This is a genomic window from Chryseolinea sp. H1M3-3, from assembly GCF_029360725.1.
Classification (GTDB): Bacteria; Bacteroidota; Bacteroidia; order Cytophagales; family Cyclobacteriaceae; genus Chryseolinea.
The window spans coordinates 275,816-293,107 of sequence record NZ_JARKMY010000009.1; the positions used below are offsets into that span (position 1 = coordinate 275,816).

14 protein-coding genes are annotated in these 17,292 nt (G+C 41.9%); 7 read left to right on the forward strand and 7 right to left on the reverse strand.

Annotation, left to right across the window (positions count from 1 at the left end):
- Window positions 1–63: 63 nt before the first annotated feature.
- The 5 genes from P2W71_RS15830 to P2W71_RS15850 all read right to left on the reverse strand — a co-directional run bounded on the left by P2W71_RS15830 (window position 64) and on the right by P2W71_RS15850 (window position 7,446).
- On the reverse strand, window positions 64–2,469 hold the full coding sequence (locus P2W71_RS15830; protein ID WP_276372252.1) for a TonB-dependent receptor: 2,406 nt from the start codon (window positions 2,467–2,469) through the stop codon (window positions 64–66).
- A gap of 132 nt (window positions 2,470–2,601) precedes the next feature.
- Entirely contained in the window at window positions 2,602–3,375 is a 774-nt protein-coding gene (gene mddA / locus P2W71_RS15835) for a methanethiol S-methyltransferase (RefSeq protein WP_276372253.1), read from the reverse strand.
- 371 nt (window positions 3,376–3,746) lie between these two features.
- Window positions 3,747–5,651, reverse strand: coding sequence for a helix-turn-helix domain-containing protein (locus P2W71_RS15840; RefSeq protein WP_276372255.1), 1,905 nt, complete (start codon window positions 5,649–5,651; stop codon window positions 3,747–3,749).
- A 349-nt stretch (window positions 5,652–6,000) separates the two neighbouring features.
- Entirely contained in the window at window positions 6,001–6,522 is a 522-nt protein-coding gene (locus P2W71_RS15845; RefSeq protein ID WP_276372256.1) for an isoprenylcysteine carboxylmethyltransferase family protein, read from the reverse strand.
- 96 nt (window positions 6,523–6,618) lie between these two features.
- The gene (locus tag P2W71_RS15850) at window positions 6,619–7,446 is read right to left on the reverse strand and encodes a helix-turn-helix domain-containing protein (protein ID WP_276372257.1); all 828 of its coding nucleotides are present in this window, start codon (window positions 7,444–7,446) and stop codon (window positions 6,619–6,621) included.
- A 319-nt stretch (window positions 7,447–7,765) separates the two neighbouring features.
- On the opposite strand from P2W71_RS15850, the gene glgP reads away from it, so the two are divergent.
- The 5 genes from glgP to P2W71_RS15875 all read left to right on the forward strand — a co-directional run bounded on the left by glgP (window position 7,766) and on the right by P2W71_RS15875 (window position 12,913).
- On the forward strand, window positions 7,766–9,385 hold the full coding sequence (gene glgP / locus P2W71_RS15855) for an alpha-glucan family phosphorylase (protein ID WP_276372258.1): 1,620 nt from the start codon (window positions 7,766–7,768) through the stop codon (window positions 9,383–9,385).
- Window positions 9,386–9,399: 14 nt separating this feature from the next.
- Window positions 9,400–9,804 carry a VOC family protein gene (locus P2W71_RS15860; protein ID WP_276372259.1) on the forward strand — a complete coding sequence of 135 codons (405 nt, stop codon included), beginning with the start codon at window positions 9,400–9,402 and terminating at the stop codon, window positions 9,802–9,804.
- Between the two features lie 463 nt (window positions 9,805–10,267).
- A complete protein-coding gene (locus P2W71_RS15865; RefSeq protein WP_276372260.1) occupies window positions 10,268–11,176 on the forward strand; it encodes a hypothetical protein in 909 nt (302 codons plus the stop codon).
- A 301-nt stretch (window positions 11,177–11,477) separates the two neighbouring features.
- Window positions 11,478–11,927: a hypothetical protein gene (locus tag P2W71_RS15870; protein ID WP_276372261.1), complete on the forward strand. Its 450-nt coding sequence runs from the start codon at window positions 11,478–11,480 to the stop codon at window positions 11,925–11,927.
- A 230-nt stretch (window positions 11,928–12,157) separates the two neighbouring features.
- The gene (locus tag P2W71_RS15875) at window positions 12,158–12,913 is read left to right on the forward strand and encodes a hypothetical protein (RefSeq protein ID WP_276372262.1); all 756 of its coding nucleotides are present in this window, start codon (window positions 12,158–12,160) and stop codon (window positions 12,911–12,913) included.
- Between the two features lie 237 nt (window positions 12,914–13,150).
- On the opposite strand, the gene P2W71_RS15880 is transcribed toward P2W71_RS15875, so the two are convergent.
- Window positions 13,151–13,960, reverse strand: coding sequence for a DUF1206 domain-containing protein (locus tag P2W71_RS15880; RefSeq protein WP_276372263.1), 810 nt, complete (start codon window positions 13,958–13,960; stop codon window positions 13,151–13,153).
- 158 nt (window positions 13,961–14,118) lie between these two features.
- Between P2W71_RS15880 and P2W71_RS15885 the strand changes: the two genes are divergently transcribed.
- Window positions 14,119–15,264, forward strand: coding sequence for a phosphatase domain-containing protein (locus P2W71_RS15885; protein ID WP_276372264.1), 1,146 nt, complete (start codon window positions 14,119–14,121; stop codon window positions 15,262–15,264).
- Between the two features lie 404 nt (window positions 15,265–15,668).
- Window positions 15,669–15,980 carry a hypothetical protein gene (locus P2W71_RS15890; protein ID WP_276372265.1) on the forward strand — a complete coding sequence of 104 codons (312 nt, stop codon included), beginning with the start codon at window positions 15,669–15,671 and terminating at the stop codon, window positions 15,978–15,980.
- 342 nt (window positions 15,981–16,322) lie between these two features.
- Here the strand turns inward: P2W71_RS15890 and P2W71_RS15895 are convergent, their stop codons facing one another.
- Window positions 16,323–17,135 carry a DUF1206 domain-containing protein gene (locus tag P2W71_RS15895; protein ID WP_276372266.1) on the reverse strand — a complete coding sequence of 271 codons (813 nt, stop codon included), beginning with the start codon at window positions 17,133–17,135 and terminating at the stop codon, window positions 16,323–16,325.
- Window positions 17,136–17,292 lie beyond the last annotated feature (157 nt).

Consider the following 17,292-nt stretch of genomic DNA (forward strand, 5'->3'; position numbering starts at 1 on the left):
TGGGAATAAGAAGCAATAAGCAATCCATGCCATTCGAACCTTTTCACTGAAAACTTGATGGCCCTAATTGCTTATACGTCCTCTTTCCTCATCGGATCCGGTTTTTGATTTCACTACACGTGGTTTATGGTTTCCCAGCGTCCGGGTGAAGGTGACTCTTACAAACCGATTGTTAAAATTGTAGTGAAAATAGGAATACAAATTTTCCTCCGGCATATCTGTCTTGATCCTCCAATTGTTCGTATTGAGGATGTCGTCAATTGAAAATCGTAACGTTCCCTTTTTTCCAAATTGCTTTTGAATACCAGCATTCAGGGAGCCGGCAGACATAAACCATGCTATTCCAGATAACGTTTTGGATTGATACATTCCGGAAATTTCAATCGTAAAGTCTCGTGGCAGTTTCACGATATTTATCAGGTTAAAGTTTATACCATATTGGTGCAACCTGGTGTGATGTTGATGTTGTGAGGTCTGCGCAATTTGGTATTGTGCGGTGACATTGCTTTGTACCTCCCAATATGATGCTATCCCAATGTTGTACAAAGTGGTTATTCCAAATGTCTTTAAATACTTTAGATTTTGTGCCCGATATATAACATTTGTCTCGCTATCTATTTCAGGCTGCCAAACAGTGATCTCGTTTAGTGAATGATTAAAGTGCAGTGAAATCAACCAATTCTTTACGTGGTATCCGATTTTAAAAGCGTTAGATACCGCCGGCCTTAGCGTTGTGTTTCCCCCTGAAAAGGTGCTAGGTCCCCAGAAGAATACAAAAGGCGCCATGTCATTATAGGTGGGTCGTGTAATTCTCCGTGAAAAAGAGAATTGCAGATCCCGTTCGTGGTCGAAATCTTTCTTCAAAGAAATGCTTGGAAAGAAATAACCATACTTTCTGTCCACAAGATTTTTTTCTGTTGGTGTACCAATCGATGTATGCGTGTATTCATACCGAAGGCCGGTGCTAATCTGCCACCGATCATCTGGCGTCCATTTCGATGAAACATAAGCTGCATTGATGTACTCCCGAAGATTTGAGTTGGATGTAAACGCTGGATCGATTGCCCATGTATCATTTGCCGTTCGTTTAACCAAAATATCATTGCTAAGTGTTGACACTACTGCTTTGACGCCAGCCTCCAAGGTGATGTAAGGAGATATTGCATATACGTAATCCATCTTTCCGATAATAAAGTGGATAGGCGTGTTTTTTTTTAAATCAATTTTCGATGTTTCTTTGACGTTGCGTTGAGAGTAGCTCAATTCATAATTATAATCGGACGGATTGCTATTGTGATAAAATAGGTAGTCCAGGTTAAAATTGATTTCATTTTTTGAATTGAGTTTGGTATGCAGGCCCATTGCCCCAGTTACACTTTGCCAGATATTGGATTCATTGATCTTTGTTTTGGCAATAACAGTGGAATCCCATGCAGCGTTATTTATTTCATTTGCTAAAGCTTTTAACCGCCAGTCTCTCCGATAGCCTGTTAACAATAGGTTTAGCATTGTTTTATCACTAATGTTCCATTCGAAGCCGGCCGTGAGGTTTTGTTGGTGAGTAACATTTTCGCGGTCGCTGTTACCATTGATAGTTTGAACAGATTCTTTGTCAATCGATCTTCGGTTCATTTTCATGATGTGAAGGTTGTGATTTCTCAGAACGGAATAATCTAAGGAGTAGGCAAACTTCTTATTTCTGGAGTTGAGATTAAAATTTCCACCCAGCGTCTCCGCCCAGTGCGCGCCCAACGTTATCCCTATTGTTCCGTTGGTGCCGAAATCTGCGTTTCCTTTTGTAACTATGTGAATTATTCCGGCGTTTCCTTCAGCATCATATTTTGCCGGAGGAGTTGTGATAAGCTCTATCTTTTCAACATTCGAGGAATTCATTCCGTCCAGCATCTGCACAATAACATCTGTGGGTAGTTGCGTGAGTTTTCCGTCGATCATAATGCGTACACCTGATTTACCGTTCATTGATATGCTGTTGTTCTGCTTGTTCACCACAACACCAGGAGATTTTTGAAGGAGCTCCAGAATTGTGTTACCGGCTGAGGTGATGCTACCCTGGACGTTGATGACGAGTCTGTCCATCCGCTGTTCGTAAAATGGTTTTTCAGCCTTTATTATAACTTCATTCAATTCGATAGATGTTTCGTTAAGAACTATTTGGGGAATAGCAACATGAGCGTCGTTCGATATTGAAACACGCGGCGAAATAAAATCTGCATATCCGATCATTGAGGCTGAAATAACGTAAACACCTTGGCCGACGTTTTCAAATAAAAATTCGCCTATACTATCCGTCGTAACCCCCTTCACCAGCGCAGCGCCGGAATCCAGAAGAAGCACAGTCACTGAAGAAAGATCTTGCTGCCCGTCTGTTATTTTTCCTTTAATTGATCCCTGGCTAAAGCAACAGATGAGTGGATATGAAAATAGCAGGATGAGCAACGAGGTCCTCATTTACATTTAGTTTAAAGATTGCGAAATAGATATCCATCGTACCAAGCTGAATGCCGAACGATGTGTTGAGACCGGCAAGATGATGGTCCATAGCCACAGCTAGCAGTGTGCCATGGACCATTGGTTGACAGACTAATTACCGTCGATGGTAGGTTGTGGGCTCCGGGTTTTATTTTTAGATGCTTTGGTAAATGGAATCAGCATGGGCGCAGATCGTTTATAATCCCGATATTTTGTTCCAAACGTTGTGATCAAATCCCTTTCTTCGAATTGAATCGCTGTTAGCATGTACAGTGTTGTCATGATAGCAAAAAATAAGTGGGCGGCGGTCATGGTAGGCGTTGACCAGAATGCGATCATAAATCCCAGGTACAAGGGGTGACGGACATATTTATAGAAAAATGGTGTCCTGAAAGGAAGCGACTCATATTTTTTGCCAATGAAGTAGAACCATACTTGCCGCAGGCCAAAGAGGTCGAAATGATTGATGAGGAATGTACTTACTAAGACGATGCCAAAGCCCAGCAAGCACAGCGACTTGAGAACGATTTGTGCTGCCTGCGATTCAACTTGCCATATCACTCCGCCAATCGGCTGCCAATACTGAAAGAGCAGGATCAGGCACAAGCTTGATAATAAAACATAGGTGCTCCTTTCAATAGGCTCTGGGACAAAATTTGTCCACCACCTTTTGAACGCCGGACGCGCCATGACACTATGTTGAAGCGCAAACAAAGTTAGTAGTCCTGCATTGACCAGCAAGGCATAGCTCAACGGTGACTGCGGAACACTATCAATGTGTTTGGGGACGAGCAACGAGCTAACAAATCCTACTGCATAGGAAAATGTTGCAAAAAAAATGACATAGGCAATAATGCCGTAAAAAAGGAAAATGGTTTTTTTCATAGCGGGTGTCTGTTTGTTTTTTACTGAAATGATTTCGCCGCCTTCAGTGGAGTTTGGCGTTACATAAATTCCAAATACTCCGAAACGGCGACGGTGGACTTTTAAATTTTCAGTAAAGATGGCGGGGCTCAAAAAAATCCAGCTTCAACACATGTTGCAAAGACTTTAAACTTTTTTTTCAAGCTTTAAAATATGTTGTGAGACTCACAAAACGCCTAAAGTGTATCCATAGGTGTGAGTTTATCTAATTGCTGGTACATCCCTATAGCATATCTTGCGGGGACATGGTCGAAATCCAGAAAGAGGGGTCTTTAAACAGCCGACGCTCATGGGTATTATCGACCACGAACGTTACTGTAAACAAGGTGTAACTATTCGGTGTGCGATTTAAATCCAATCTGCTTCGCGAGCTGCTGAAATTCTGGCTCATCGTGCAGATTATAAAATTGAGGTTCCGTCATGAGCCAGGGCATTTCCATATCATGGCTCTCATAGGCATTCTTCAACCACAACAGCGCTGATTGTTTTTCATCTAATGCAGAATAGATGACAGCTATAAAAAAAGCAATGGATGCCTTATCGTTTTTTGCTAAACGACTCTTTAATTCATCTATAATTTTCACGGCGTCGTGCCGCTTGCCAGATTTGGCATACGCCGCTCCCATCCATCCCAGCATACGGGGATAGCGGATTCCTTCTAACGCAATGGCTTTTTTAAAATACGCGATCGCTTCGTTGTAACGCTTCATATTCAGCATCAGAAAACCATGCGAATCCATCGTGTAGTAGTTGTTAAATAACTTCAATCTGGATTCAGAAAATTCAAGTGCTTCGTCCATGCGGCCATTGTATATGTAGGACAAGATCATTCTGCTGTTGGGGTAGTACGGATCTTTAACATTTAAGCGTTCTGCGAATGACAGCGCTTCGTCGTGGCGCAAAACAAAGTTCAGATAATCTATATACAAAGCTAGCGCGTCTGGATGATCTGAATCTATCGCAAGTTTGTACTCCGCTTCTGCGCCTTCAAAATCCCAATCATTATATAATTTGTAAAAGCCCATGAGCATGTGCGCTTCGTCGAGATTGGGATCTAATACCAATGCCTTATCGATGAAAGGTTTCCCTTTTTGCAGCGCATCTAAGGCACTTAGTTCAGCTCCCCATATGGCGGCTAATCCGATATAACTATTGGCAAGAAAAGCATAGGCTCGGGCATAATTCGAATCAAGAGCAATGGCTTGTGTCAACAGATCTATGGAATTATGTGCTCCCTTATTTGTATAAGTCCTGTATTCGTAAATTGCCTTTAAATAGAGGTCGTAAGCTTTAGGATTATCAGTATCGGTCTTCGAAAGTTTTGACTTTTCCTCGGGAGAGAGTTTGGCATTGAGCTCATTCGCTACTTGCTGGGCAATCTCACTTTGAATCGCAAATACATCTTTTAGTTCACGATCGTAACTTTTAGCCCATACTTGTTGTTCTGACACTCCATCGACCAGACGTACTTCAATTCTTACTTTATTGTTGTCACGCTGAATACTTCCCTCCAGCAATGCAGCAACACCCAGTTCACTCGCAATTTCACGTGCTGATTTTGCGCTCTCGCGGTACTGCTCAACAGATGTTCTAGCAATAACACGAAGTTCGCCAACTTGCGAAAGGCCCGTCCGGATGGCCTCGATAACGCCTTCACTGAAATACTCATTGCGGTGATCTTCACTCAAATTTTTAAATGGCAGTATTGCTATGGATTTGTCATCCTTGGTCACCGGAACTGTGTTCTCATAGTAATTGAAGTACAGCCACCCCGCAATTGTGATCAGCAGAGCAATCAGGCTTAATATTAATGCCACCGAAAAATTTCTATGCTGCCGCGAACCTGATGGAGAAGAAATTATTGGATTGATTGGAACTGGCTTATCCTGAATTTCTGTCTTTTTATTTTTGACTTCGCCTGGGGGAAAACCATAGTATTCATTAAAACATTTGTTAAAATAGGTTGCACTTCCGAAACCAATGCGGTCGGCCACTTCAGCTGCAGTAAGATCTCCCTCCTTTAGCAAAGCCATACCAAGTTGCAACCTGTATTCGCGGATAAACTGACTCACGGATTGACCAGTAATACTATTGAGTTTGCGATGAAGCTGTGATCGGCTCATTCCGATATTTTTGGCCAACTCTTCAACACTATACTGTTCGTTGGTCAGGTTGTCATCAACTTCCTTCTTAAGTTTTTCCAGGAACATGTCGCCGACACCGTTTGTAGGTTCCATAACAATAGATAAGCAGTGACATAAAGTTATATTAAAATGCTGTTACGTGTTTACCTATGTTTGGGTTTAGGTTGTTTGTGGTAGATGAATTATTCCGGACGTTAAGCTTGTCTGATTGTTTGTTACGGGGGGAATAGTTTGCTTACAGCTGCATTGACACTAAAGAAGCGGCAAAGACTTCATTAAAAAAAGGTTCTTCACCTTTTTCAGGTATGGAAATCTCAGAAAAAAATATAAGAATTAAATAAAGGCTGCTCTGTAAATAACCTTTGTCACGGAAAACAGTGAGCCCGGTTCGAGATACCAAGGACTCTGGTAGAAGTGCGAAAAATTATACCGCCAGACCTTGCTATATCCATCGTCTTACGTTTTTCATGTATTCCTCAAATTCCACATTGAACCTTCGAAGCAGATATTGCTCTTCTTTCTTTATCACATATCCTTGAATAGTGGCCATAAGCAATGGTATTTCAATCATGGTCCAAGGATTTCCCTTAAACATGGCGATGCCGCTGTACAAAAACAAAAGCGATAAGTACATCGGGTTGCGAGAAACCGAATATATTCCTGACTTCTGTAGCGCGTTTGCCGGCCTGATGGTAACAAGGGTGTTTTTGGAAAGTATAAACTGCCGGACGGCTGGTAAAAAGAATATGAGATAGAGTACAATAAACCCCCACCCGACAATTTCCGCCAGCAGCGTGTCATGCCATGTAAATGGTATAGGTAATTTCCTTTGTAATAACACAGAGAGAAAGAAAAATAAAACATAAATTAACGGTGGGGGTAGATACACACCGGGATTGTCTTTTGAAATTAAATGCATGTTGTTGTTTTCCATACGCGAAGACTTGATATTATCTTTTTTCATCCATCATCGTTTCTCCAGGAGAACCCGTGAATCTTGAATGATGGATCAAACTTAATTCAGGAGTTGCAAATTGTCTTAGTAAAAAAACGACACATTTTATCCTGTAGGAAAGTCGCTATGGCCACTGGTAGGGTGAAGGTAGAATTTGCTGGGTGGAAATTCCGCAAACTCGTTAAACTCCCTGAGCAAGTGAGACGAGTCGGTGTAACCACATTCCAGCGCAATCTGCGACCAGCTCTTGTCAGCCGCTGCATTCTTTATTGCCATTGCGTTCTCAAAACGCACGATACGAATGAATAGTTTAGGTGATAGACCCACCCGCATAGTAAAATTTCGTTCGAACTGGCGAAGGCTTAGGCATGCGTCATCTGCCCATTCAGTAAGTGATCGATGCATTTGAGGATCAAGCATTTTGATGGCTGTACGATCAATGGGCTCCTCTGCACGAACTGAAGACCTGATTTTGGTCTCAAGAAATGCTGACAGTGTTTCTTTCATTTGATCATAACCATTGACTAATCGCAACGTTTCGGATACATGTTTTATCTCGTCTCCCCAAAATGTAACGGCATCTAATCCCTTGTTTGCGGTCGTTCGCATATCGATGCCAAGCAGACGATACAAACCCGTTGGTTGAAAAGTAGCTTTCACCATCAGGTGATCACTCCCAAATAACAAACCGATCGGCTTGGTCTTTGGGCCAGTCACCACAATGGGCGGCGCCGGAATTTCTAGCTGCGCGGCAGGCACAACTTTTACAATATCATTTAAATAGAAATATAGACCCTGAGTAGTATTGGCGAGGCAAGTTATGAATGGCTGGGGTAGCAATGTGTCGATATTCCAATTGGCATGGTAAACCTCAAATTCACGGACAAATGAACAAACAACAGACGACGGCTTATAGGTTTTATAAAAACTCAAGGTTCACATTTTAACAAAGCTACAATATTCCATAATTCTCCATATGATACATTTTTTTTAGAGAATCACATATCATAAAAAATTGCTTTGCCATAATCTAATTTTACTTGACGACAACGTATAGCCTAAGCTTGCAACGCGTCACTACTGTGAAATTGTATTGCTTCAAGTTCATTTCAAAACTATGGCCTAGTGGCATTACCACCCAAGGTAATTTTTCGATTATGTTAATATTATATGACATTTGAAGATAATGGTAAGCTATATTTCTTTTTCAATTTAATTGACCGATATTTCATTGTCATAAACCAATTCTTCTATGCCATCTTCCTCTCTGCCCCGCGTGGCCTACTTCTGTATGGAATATGCTTTACAAAGCGACTTTAAAATGTATGCCGGAGGCTTGGGTATCCTGGCCGGGGATTATCTAAAGGGTGCAAAGGATCACAAATTCCCTATCGTAGGTGTGGGTATTAAATGGAAACAAGGTTATACAGATCAACGAATTTCTCCCGAAGGAAAAGCAATTGATTCATATCCCATTTACAATTATCCTTTTTTGAAAGATACCGGTGTTATGGTATCTGTTATGATACGCAAGCGTGAGGTGAAATGCAAAGTGTGGCTCTGCGATAAATTCGGTAACGTCCCTCTCTACCTTCTTGACACAGATGTCCCGGGCAATGAAGATGCGTGGACCACTGGACAACTTTATGGTTGGTTTGGGGAAGAACGTATCGCCCAGGAAATGGTATTGGGTATCGGTGGGGTAAAAGCTTTACGCGCGTTAAAAATACCGGTAGACGTTTATCATTTCAACGAGGGTCATGCCCTTTTCGCAGGTTTTGAATTGGTACGAGAAAAAATTAAAGGTGGCAAGCGTTTCGAGGATGCTGTTGCCGCTGCGCGCAAGCAAATTGTTTTTACAACGCATACACCAGTGGTACAGGGAAACGAATCGCATTATCTCGACCGTCTTCTCTATATGGGGGCAGACAATGGCGTTTTCTCTAAACAGCAACTGAAACAGCTGGGGGGCTCTCCTTTTAACATGACGGTGGGTGCTTTACGCCTTTCGCGAAATGCAAATGCAGTGGCGCAACTCCATGCCGTAACCGCTAATAAAATGTGGGAGGGCGTAAAAGATCGAGCGGAAATCATCGGCATTACCAATGCGATTCACCTTCCTACCTGGGTAGATAACAGAATCGTCAAAGCCGCGAAAAACGATTCCGGGGATATCTGGAAATTGCATCAGGAAAATAAGAAAGCACTGCTTGGTTTTATTCATGAGCGAACTGGCGTCAAACTAAAACAGGACGCTCTTTTGTTGGGATTCTCACGCAGGGCTGTACCGTATAAGCGAAGTGATTTTATTTTTAGCGATCGTTCAAAAGTAGACCGGTTGTTTAGAAGTGGTAAGCTTCAAATCGTTTTTTCGGGAAAAGCTCACCCGCTGGACGATGGCGGAAAACAAATTGTCGCCAACATCGTAGCGCTTACAAAAAAGTATCCGACATCTGTAGTCTTCCTTGAAAACTATGATATGACGATAGGTTCTATGCTGGTACGAGGATCGGATGTGTGGCTCAATAACCCCCGCAGACCACAAGAAGCAAGTGGTACATCCGGTATGAAGGCGGCCATGAATGGTGTATTGAATCTAAGTATTCTTGATGGATGGTGGCCTGAGGCATGTGACCACGGCGTTAATGGATGGCAGATCGGTGATGGGTATGAAAACAAGAATGAAAAGAAATTGGATGCCCACGATCAAAAAGCATTGTATAAGGTATTGTTGAACGAAGTTCTGCCCACATATTATTCGAATAAAAAACAATGGATAGAAATGATGAAGCAAAGCGTTCTTACAACGCACAAGCCATTCGCCGTAAAGCGGATGTTGGAGGAGTACTATGAAAAGCTCTATATGAAATAAATTAGATATATCCAATGAGTCAGGTAACCGAAAATCACCATACCTTTTTTGCACCACACCTGGCAATCAAAAATGTGTTGGCTGCCATGGCCTTTTATCAAAAGGCATTTGGCGCTGTGGAGCTACGCAGATGGAGCAATCCTGATAACAGTGTGCATGTAGCCGAGATGTCAATTAATGGCGCCTTATTTCACATCCATGAGGAAGTCAATGGAAAAAGCCAGTTGAGTCCAGAGTCAGTAAATGCAGTGACGTCTTTAATAGGCATCTTTGTTCCTGATCCTGACGCTATCGTTAATAGTGCCCTCGTTGCTGGCGGCAAACTTTTGGATCCGGTTCAGAGTTATGATTACGGCTATAGGCAGGGAGTTGTAACCGATCCTTTTGGTCATCAATGGCTGGTGCAAAAGAGAATTTGATTTTATTCAGTTGCATGAAATCCACGCTGTTTGATGAATATTATTTTCTCTCGCCGTTCTTGGTGTTGCGGGAATCCAGTGCGTGAGCTCCACCAACAACCGCACGCATTTGGATGACAGGCTTGGGAATGTACCGCTTAAAGTTCGACGCTACGCCAGTTTATTGTTTAATTCAATTTTTGTCATGTCGGCAACCTAAGTACCATCGAAATCTGTTATCCACTTGCGTGCGGTCGTTGGTCAGCCTCGCGCGATCCTTACTCACAAGACCAACAACGGCGTGGGTCAGCGTTGTCTGATAAATATAATTTGTGTCAATCATTCATAGCTTGTCCCGGTCAATGGCGGTCAATTATTTCCATTATCGCACGACGACACGTAACTAATACGCTATTAAGATTAATTCAGCGAGAATTTGCTTATGGCATCGAAGTTGGAATAACATTTAAAATAACGTTTTCTCATGGAACTTTTCAAACCAATCTTGTTTGTCATCATTAACATAACATGGACCATCGCACAAGGACAACAAATTCCTGATAGGAGTTTTAGCTATGAAAACAAAAGGCCGGCTTATATGAAATCAGGTGGCCCGGTTGTTACGTTGGACGAATCGCATTTTAATTTCCACACCCTTGATGGGCGGTACAGTTCTTTTGGAAAACTTTTGGCCAATGATGGATATGTTTTGAAACCGGGCAAGGAAAAATTTACGTTAACGTTTCTTCGAGGAACGAAGATTCTTGTAATAGCCAATGCGTTAGGTGATACTGGAGAGTGGAAACTGCCGACGCGGCCGGCGTTCACAAACGAAGAAGTTATCGCGGTAGAACAATGGGTAAAGGATGGCGGTTGCTTGTTTATTATTGCAGATCATATGCCTTGCGCCGGCGCTGCGGCGAATCTTGCTGAAGCGTTTGGTTTTAACTTCATCAATGGTTTTGCATTTAGACGAAGTGATGGACCAGAAATGTTTACGAGAACCTTAAAAAATCTCTCTGACAACGTCATAACAAAAGGAAGAGATATCACCGAAAGAATAGATAGCATTCAAATGTTTACAGGATCTGCGTTCCTCCCTCCTCCAGAAGCTGTTGTTATTTCAAGCCTGGATGAGCGGTATGTCATCGAGTTAAGTTCAGTCGCGTGGGAATTCAATGACAAGAATCCAAAATTATCCGGGAGGCACTTTGCCAACGGGGCAATGCTTCAGTATGGCAAAGGCCGGGTAGTGATTTTTGGAGAAGCAGCGATGTTCACAGCGCAGCTTCAAGGTCCCCATAAAATCCCTATGGGAATGAACCAACCGACCGCAAGACAAAATGCTCAGTTGTTGTTAAATATTATTCATTGGTTGGATGGCAAGCTGTAAGCAGATTTCATTTTGTATGTAAATCCATTACAACGATCTCCTCCTTCCCTTCTTAGTTGTGCGGAGCCACCAACAGAATTGTTTCATTGGCGTCCTGATATTAATCACCTTATTTTTTGATCAATGTTATCGCTTTTTCCAGGGATGAGATACAACTTTGTTTTAGCGATGCCTTAGGAGCAAGAGAAGGATTCAAGTTGGAATACGGGTTATGCAATCCATACTTTGTGAAGTAGTAACGAATGTTGCTGCTTAAGTAAGGCCTTCGATGATAACTGTTGTACATTAATTTTATATTAAAATGAAGAAATCGATAATTTTAGCAACTATGGTAGGCGTAATCGCCATAGGCATCTGTATTTCCGGATGTGATAACGAAGAGGATGGGGAGGACTATAGAAAAGCGTTTGTTGGATACTATAAATTTCGGTCCCATCATTTCGCTTACACAGTAAACCCTTACAATCCCGATACATTTGACCTTGGTTACACTTATTCGAGTGGTTATGTGTCAATACAAAAAGGCTCTTCCACCGGCATAGCTATTGATTACCAAAATGACTTTCCTTTGATTCTCACCTCTGTGTCGCCGGGAGGTATATTAGCAGATACTATCGTAGATGATGGTACTTGTCCGCACAGATTTGTCGAAGCATCGTTTCAGCAGGATACCCTCAAATTCAGATTGTCAAGGTTTCCATGTAACAACACCCAACACTATTTTTTGATTACAGGAATGAAATTGGAGTAGCGAATACATCTCTCCGTTGATTCTGAGATTGCGTGAACCAGCCCCGCTGCAACCGCACGCATGCCGATGACAAGTTTTGCAAAAGTTCATAAGACACCGTTCATACCCGTGCAATATTTCGCGGAAGCGAACATCACAAAATTATCTCTTTGCAATTTTGCTGTAGTTCTTGCCGTATTTATTGGCATCATCATTGAATTCTTTGGGATTGATTACTAAAATCTTCACAAATGAAAAAACTTCACCAACATATCAGTGCGTGTCTCCTGATGTTCTGTATATTATTTTCGGCAGATGAATTATTAGCGCAAACTACTGCTTCAAAGAATCGAATATTAATCGATATAGCCCACGGCCAAAAATTTTGGAACGACCCAGCTACTATGAAAGGTGATCAAAACTCAATCGAAAGAGTTAAGTACATGACCGCTGAACTAAACAGCACAGCTTCTTCCGTGAACGCCGATCTGGGTTACTTAAAAGAAAAAATAAAGTCCGCTGACCTAGCAACGTGTAACTTGTTGTTCATTCATTTACCATCGTCGAAATATGATGCGGATGAAGTAGATGCGATAAAACGGTACCTTCAAAAAGGTGGTGCTTTGTTTCTGGTAATGGACGAGGATTACTGGACGACGTTAGATCTAACCAATGTGAATGACATCCTTAGTATTTCAAATATAAAGTTTGGAAATAACAACCCTGATACGCTTTCGGGAGGTTATACCAAGCCAAGCGCACTTACTGATAAAAAATTAAAAGTGACGTATCACGGTGGGAGAATCGTCACAGGAGGAACTCCCTTTTGCTACGATAACCAGTCCGAAAAATATCCCTTTGGAGCTTTTACCAAGCTAAAAGGTGGCGGCAAGATTGTCGCTATGGGTGACGGCATGGTCTCTTTATACATGACCAGTTGGAAGAATATCAATGACTATCAGTGCCGCGAGTTTATGCATGAAGTGTTCGCCTGGCTAATGAACTAGACCCCTTTTTCAACAGTGATCTGGAGCGTGGCCAATTATTTGAGTTAGTGAATGTCAATCTTCTTTGCCGTTGTTAGTATTGCGCGGAGCCGAAGCGCGTGAGCGCTACCAAACCAAAGACCACCAACGGCTGACTATCAGTGTCGCGAGTTTATGCATTAAGTATTGGCTTGGTTAAAGAACTAGGGATACCACTACTTTGACATCATCTAGCTACGACCGAATGGCTGAGGCCACTTAAAAATGAATGTCAATCTTCTGGTACCGAGCTTTCACAAACATAAAAATTCCATACCCCAATAAACCGAACGCTACCGCTCCCATCAACAGGCTTCCAAAATTATTCTCAAGGAAATCGAACACACCTTTAGTGCCTTGTGCTTCGCTTGCATTTTTATTCAGCGCCGCTCGAAGGAAAAAGTAACCGATGATAAGCAATACCACTCCCCTGCTGACATAACCAATTATCCCTGCTCTTTCAAAGATGGAAGCGTGTTTACTTTGATAGAAGTTCACATTCTTCATAAATCGTTTTAACGACCCTTTATATATCTGGCGGAATCCATTTATAATAATGATGATAGCAACAATTCCCAGCATCCAAGCGCCACCCGGATAGTCGAGAAGTTTGCTTATCAGAGTTTTTTGTGCATCGCCTTCGCCGGACGAAGACCCCTCGAGCGCCAACTTGAATGCATAAATACCCAATGATAAATAAATAAATGCACTAAAGGCGTATCCAATTCTAATCATGATGGCTTTCGAATCATTCCCTTTATTATCAATATCACGTATGGATTGGAACAAGCGCCAGGTTACATATCCGAATAAACCAATCGCAATGATAATCAACAGTGTTTTCCCAAAAGGTTGCTCATAAATTACTTTAAAAGCATCGGCTTTATCCATCTTTTGGCCCCGAAAGCCGAGAGCGGCGAGGAGCGTAAGTAACCCTATTAGACAGTATACAATTCCCTTTGCAATTATCCCTGTTCGCGCAAAATACTCAATCCATTTTTCTTTACTTGCTGAAGCTGCTAGTTCCATACCTATTTGTTAAGTTGATAAATAAGTAACGACGTGTTATATATGACTGTTCAAAAGAAAGTCAGATATTATCTTTACCGGAACGTGTCCGGGCAACTTCCGATTAGAACAAAAAAATAATTAAGTTCGAACAGGAAAAGCCGCATTCTTATGAATTTATGGGTGAATTGAAGAGCCATTTTTCAAAACTTGTATTTAGACTTGAAGACCGCCTCGACGGGCTAGCCCTCTCGTTGCGTAAGAGACTTCACATGGATAGGCCGCTCCAAATTATTACCTACCGCAGCTATGGGACAGTAAACAGGTTGTATCTTACCGGTCGCGTACTTAGAGACAAGGGTATTCGTAAGTCTATCGGAAAAGATAGCGTGTGGAAGAACCTGGTAGAGATGTATAAGCGGTTTCAAAGTGCAGAAGCTCCATTCGCACAATTGAAAATAGAATTCCAGGGTAAATCACATGTGGTCACTACAAACGCGGAAGGATACTTCACCTTGGACATTCACCCGGAAAATCCGATCGAACAACAAAGCATGTGGCTGGAAGTGGAAGTTGAACTTATCGCAGCCCCTTTTGGCTTTAGGCCGGGTTTAAAAACTTCGGCATCCATTCTTATCCCAACATCCGATGCGGAATATGGCATTATTAGTGACATTGATGATACAGTTGTTAAAACAACAGCAACAAGTTTAATCGCAATGGCAAGAAATACTTTCTTTCACAATGCGCATAGCAGGCTCCCTTTTGCAGGCGTTTCAGAATTTTATCGCGCGCTTCAGCTTGGCCGAAATGGAAAACGAAACAATCCGTTTTTTTATGTCTCAAGCAGCCCCTGGAATTTATATGACTTATTGGTCGACTTTCTAGACATCAACAATATCCCGGAGGGACCTTTATTACTGCGTGATTTCGGACTTGACGAGAACAAGGAAAGCTCAAATCATATGGGCCATAAACTGCGTGAGATTCAAAACATACTGTTGGCCTATCCGCATCTTAATTTTATTTTGATCGGAGACTCAGGACAGGAAGACCCGAAGATCTATCGGCTCATTGTTTCAAGGTTTCCTGGCCGTATTCTTGCAATTTACATCCGCGATGTAAAACTGTCACAGCGTGAAAAGATCGCTATTGAGATTTCAAAAGAATTGATGCAGGAAAGTGTTGAGATGATCATTGTCGATAATACAGTCCAAGCCGCTAAACATGCTGCCGCGAGGGGTCTCATTTACACCACGCATATTCAAGAAATTGTCAAAGATAAAATGCAGGACAAAGGAGAGCTCCCAGGAAAGCTGGAGTGACCAGCATTCAAAACTTAGACGCAATACATAATTATCACCCGTTGGTTCGGACGTTAAAACATAATTCTTCCTAGGCCCGAGACGAACACAACGTAGACTATATGCAGCCCACATCTTTAAGTTTTAACACATAGGACTTAATGCTTGTGAATAACAGTACATCGACGTACGCTGCCAGCACTCTTAAATACCAAAAGGGTTTAATTACACGATAAATCTTACTTGACCTAGTCAAATCTGGTTACGGGACTGGCTACAATAGAATTAAATATGGTTCCTTGAAAAATAAGGCATAAAGAGAGCATTCAAAACCCTCTTAAACTGCTTTTTTACAGTTTTCAAGCAAAGTGGGAATATGCCAAATGACACTTTAAATCGAAGTAGGCAAACTAAAATTAATGATCATGATAGTTTGGTCAGGTAAAGGTTTTTTAGCCGTAATAGTACTCATTGCTTCATTCGCAGTCTCAGTAAATCTTTTTCCGAAAGAACAGTCAGATTATGCTTTCATATTAGCATTTTTTGCCACAGCTGCATTCAGCTGGTTTATGGGAAAGAAATGGAATGAACAAGACGCGCGGACATTCATTGACAAATCCACGGGACAAGAAATTGTCTTTAAAGCAAACCACAGTTTATTCTGGATAAAACTTCAATACTGGGGAATCATCTTCAGCATCTTTGGATTTATTATCCTGTTACAGAATTTACGTTAATCTGGTTGCATTTATAACGCCCAACTAAAAAGAGCGGGCGGCGACTACCCGATTTTTTATAAAGTACTAGCAAGCCAACAAAGAAGGCGATTGCGTTCATCGTGGAACCCTTCCTCCGATAACCACGGTGCATCACAATCGTCACGCCGTCTAGAGTGCAGACAGTGTGGAGAAAGAGTGGAGCAGCAGTGGAACCAAGCCAGGTTTTATTTACTTCTTAAATAAATTTAAACCATTAATGGTCAAGGCGTTATAAGGTACGAAAAATAGTGGGAAGAAAAGTTTTAATAGCCTCATTTTTTTGACACAATGAGGTCGCCTATTAGGATAACTGGCTCAAGTTCAATCTTTATTGGCATCGTAAGTTAATCCCAGCGCGACCATGAAAAGAGCGTAGCAGATTGTGCCAGCTGCTACAAGAATAAATGATGCGTGTCCAACATTATCTCCAATAAAATCAAACGCTTTGTCGGTATTTACAACATAGTTATGATCTTTCAGAACACCGGCCTTGACAAAAAAGAAACCGACGATCCCTAAAATAATACCTCTTGCTACGTATCCAGTCAAGCCGAAAAAATGAATCAGGTGCTTCATCGTCACGCTAAAATGTGCGATATCTAGACGCTCTTTATAACCCCGTGTAGTGCCATAAAGAAGTTGAACACCCGCACTGATGAAAATGATTCCGCCAAGCAGCACAACGACGGCACTACCCCAGGAATGGCCCAAAAGATCCCGTACCATTTGGCGGTCCTGTTCGGGGTTTCCATCCACGCGTACGTTGCTTGCCCCAAGTAAAATGAGAATCGCAGAATAGGCAATTAAGATATCGGCCACCGTACTTGCAGCTATTCCAATACGTTTCGATAAACCCACTGCTGTGCTGCCATAATCATAAGGATCTGTAATAGCTTCATAAACTCGCCAGATGATATAGGCAACCGTGCCTATGAGAATTGCCCATACAAATAGTTTACCTAAGATGTATTCATTCAAAAATGCAAGAAGGCTGGTTTCATCTGCGCCACCGTCTTTCAACTTAAAAAAAGACAGAATGGCAACGGTACCAATTCCAAAATATATCATTGCCGTAGAGATGCATCCATACAACGGAAGGTATCGAACATAAGAGCGGAGCTTCGTGCCTGGCATGAATCAATCAATAGAATTTGTCGCGGCAGTATAACAAGCCTTGAACACTCAGGTTATAGATTTGCTCGACGATCAATGAGATGTTTAACGTGATACCGACCATTTAAAAGCACACCAAATAAAACTCTTTCCACATCATTGTATCAAGTAAAATACA

What these genes read in the sequence shown, in the direction of transcription:
- P2W71_RS15830 (WP_276372252.1), bottom strand. Translation starts at nt 2,469, where the DNA reads ATGAGGACCTCGTTGCTCATCCTGCTATTTTCATATCCACTCATCTGT.
- mddA (WP_276372253.1), bottom strand. Translation starts at nt 3,375, where the DNA reads ATGAAAAAAACCATTTTCCTTTTTTACGGCATTATTGCCTATGTCATT.
- P2W71_RS15840 (WP_276372255.1), bottom strand. Translation starts at nt 5,651, where the DNA reads ATGGAACCTACAAACGGTGTCGGCGACATGTTCCTGGAAAAACTTAAG.
- P2W71_RS15845 (WP_276372256.1), bottom strand. Translation starts at nt 6,522, where the DNA reads ATGAAAAAAGATAATATCAAGTCTTCGCGTATGGAAAACAACAACATG.
- glgP (WP_276372258.1), top strand. Translation starts at nt 7,766, where the DNA reads ATGCCATCTTCCTCTCTGCCCCGCGTGGCCTACTTCTGTATGGAATAT.
- P2W71_RS15860 (WP_276372259.1), top strand. Translation starts at nt 9,400, where the DNA reads ATGAGTCAGGTAACCGAAAATCACCATACCTTTTTTGCACCACACCTG.
- P2W71_RS15865 (WP_276372260.1), top strand. Translation starts at nt 10,268, where the DNA reads ATGGAACTTTTCAAACCAATCTTGTTTGTCATCATTAACATAACATGG.
- P2W71_RS15870 (WP_276372261.1), top strand. Translation starts at nt 11,478, where the DNA reads ATGAAGAAATCGATAATTTTAGCAACTATGGTAGGCGTAATCGCCATA.
- P2W71_RS15875 (WP_276372262.1), top strand. Translation starts at nt 12,158, where the DNA reads ATGAAAAAACTTCACCAACATATCAGTGCGTGTCTCCTGATGTTCTGT.
- P2W71_RS15880 (WP_276372263.1), bottom strand. Translation starts at nt 13,960, where the DNA reads ATGGAACTAGCAGCTTCAGCAAGTAAAGAAAAATGGATTGAGTATTTT.
- P2W71_RS15885 (WP_276372264.1), top strand. Translation starts at nt 14,119, where the DNA reads ATGGGTGAATTGAAGAGCCATTTTTCAAAACTTGTATTTAGACTTGAA.
- P2W71_RS15890 (WP_276372265.1), top strand. Translation starts at nt 15,669, where the DNA reads ATGATAGTTTGGTCAGGTAAAGGTTTTTTAGCCGTAATAGTACTCATT.
- P2W71_RS15895 (WP_276372266.1), bottom strand. Translation starts at nt 17,135, where the DNA reads ATGCCAGGCACGAAGCTCCGCTCTTATGTTCGATACCTTCCGTTGTAT.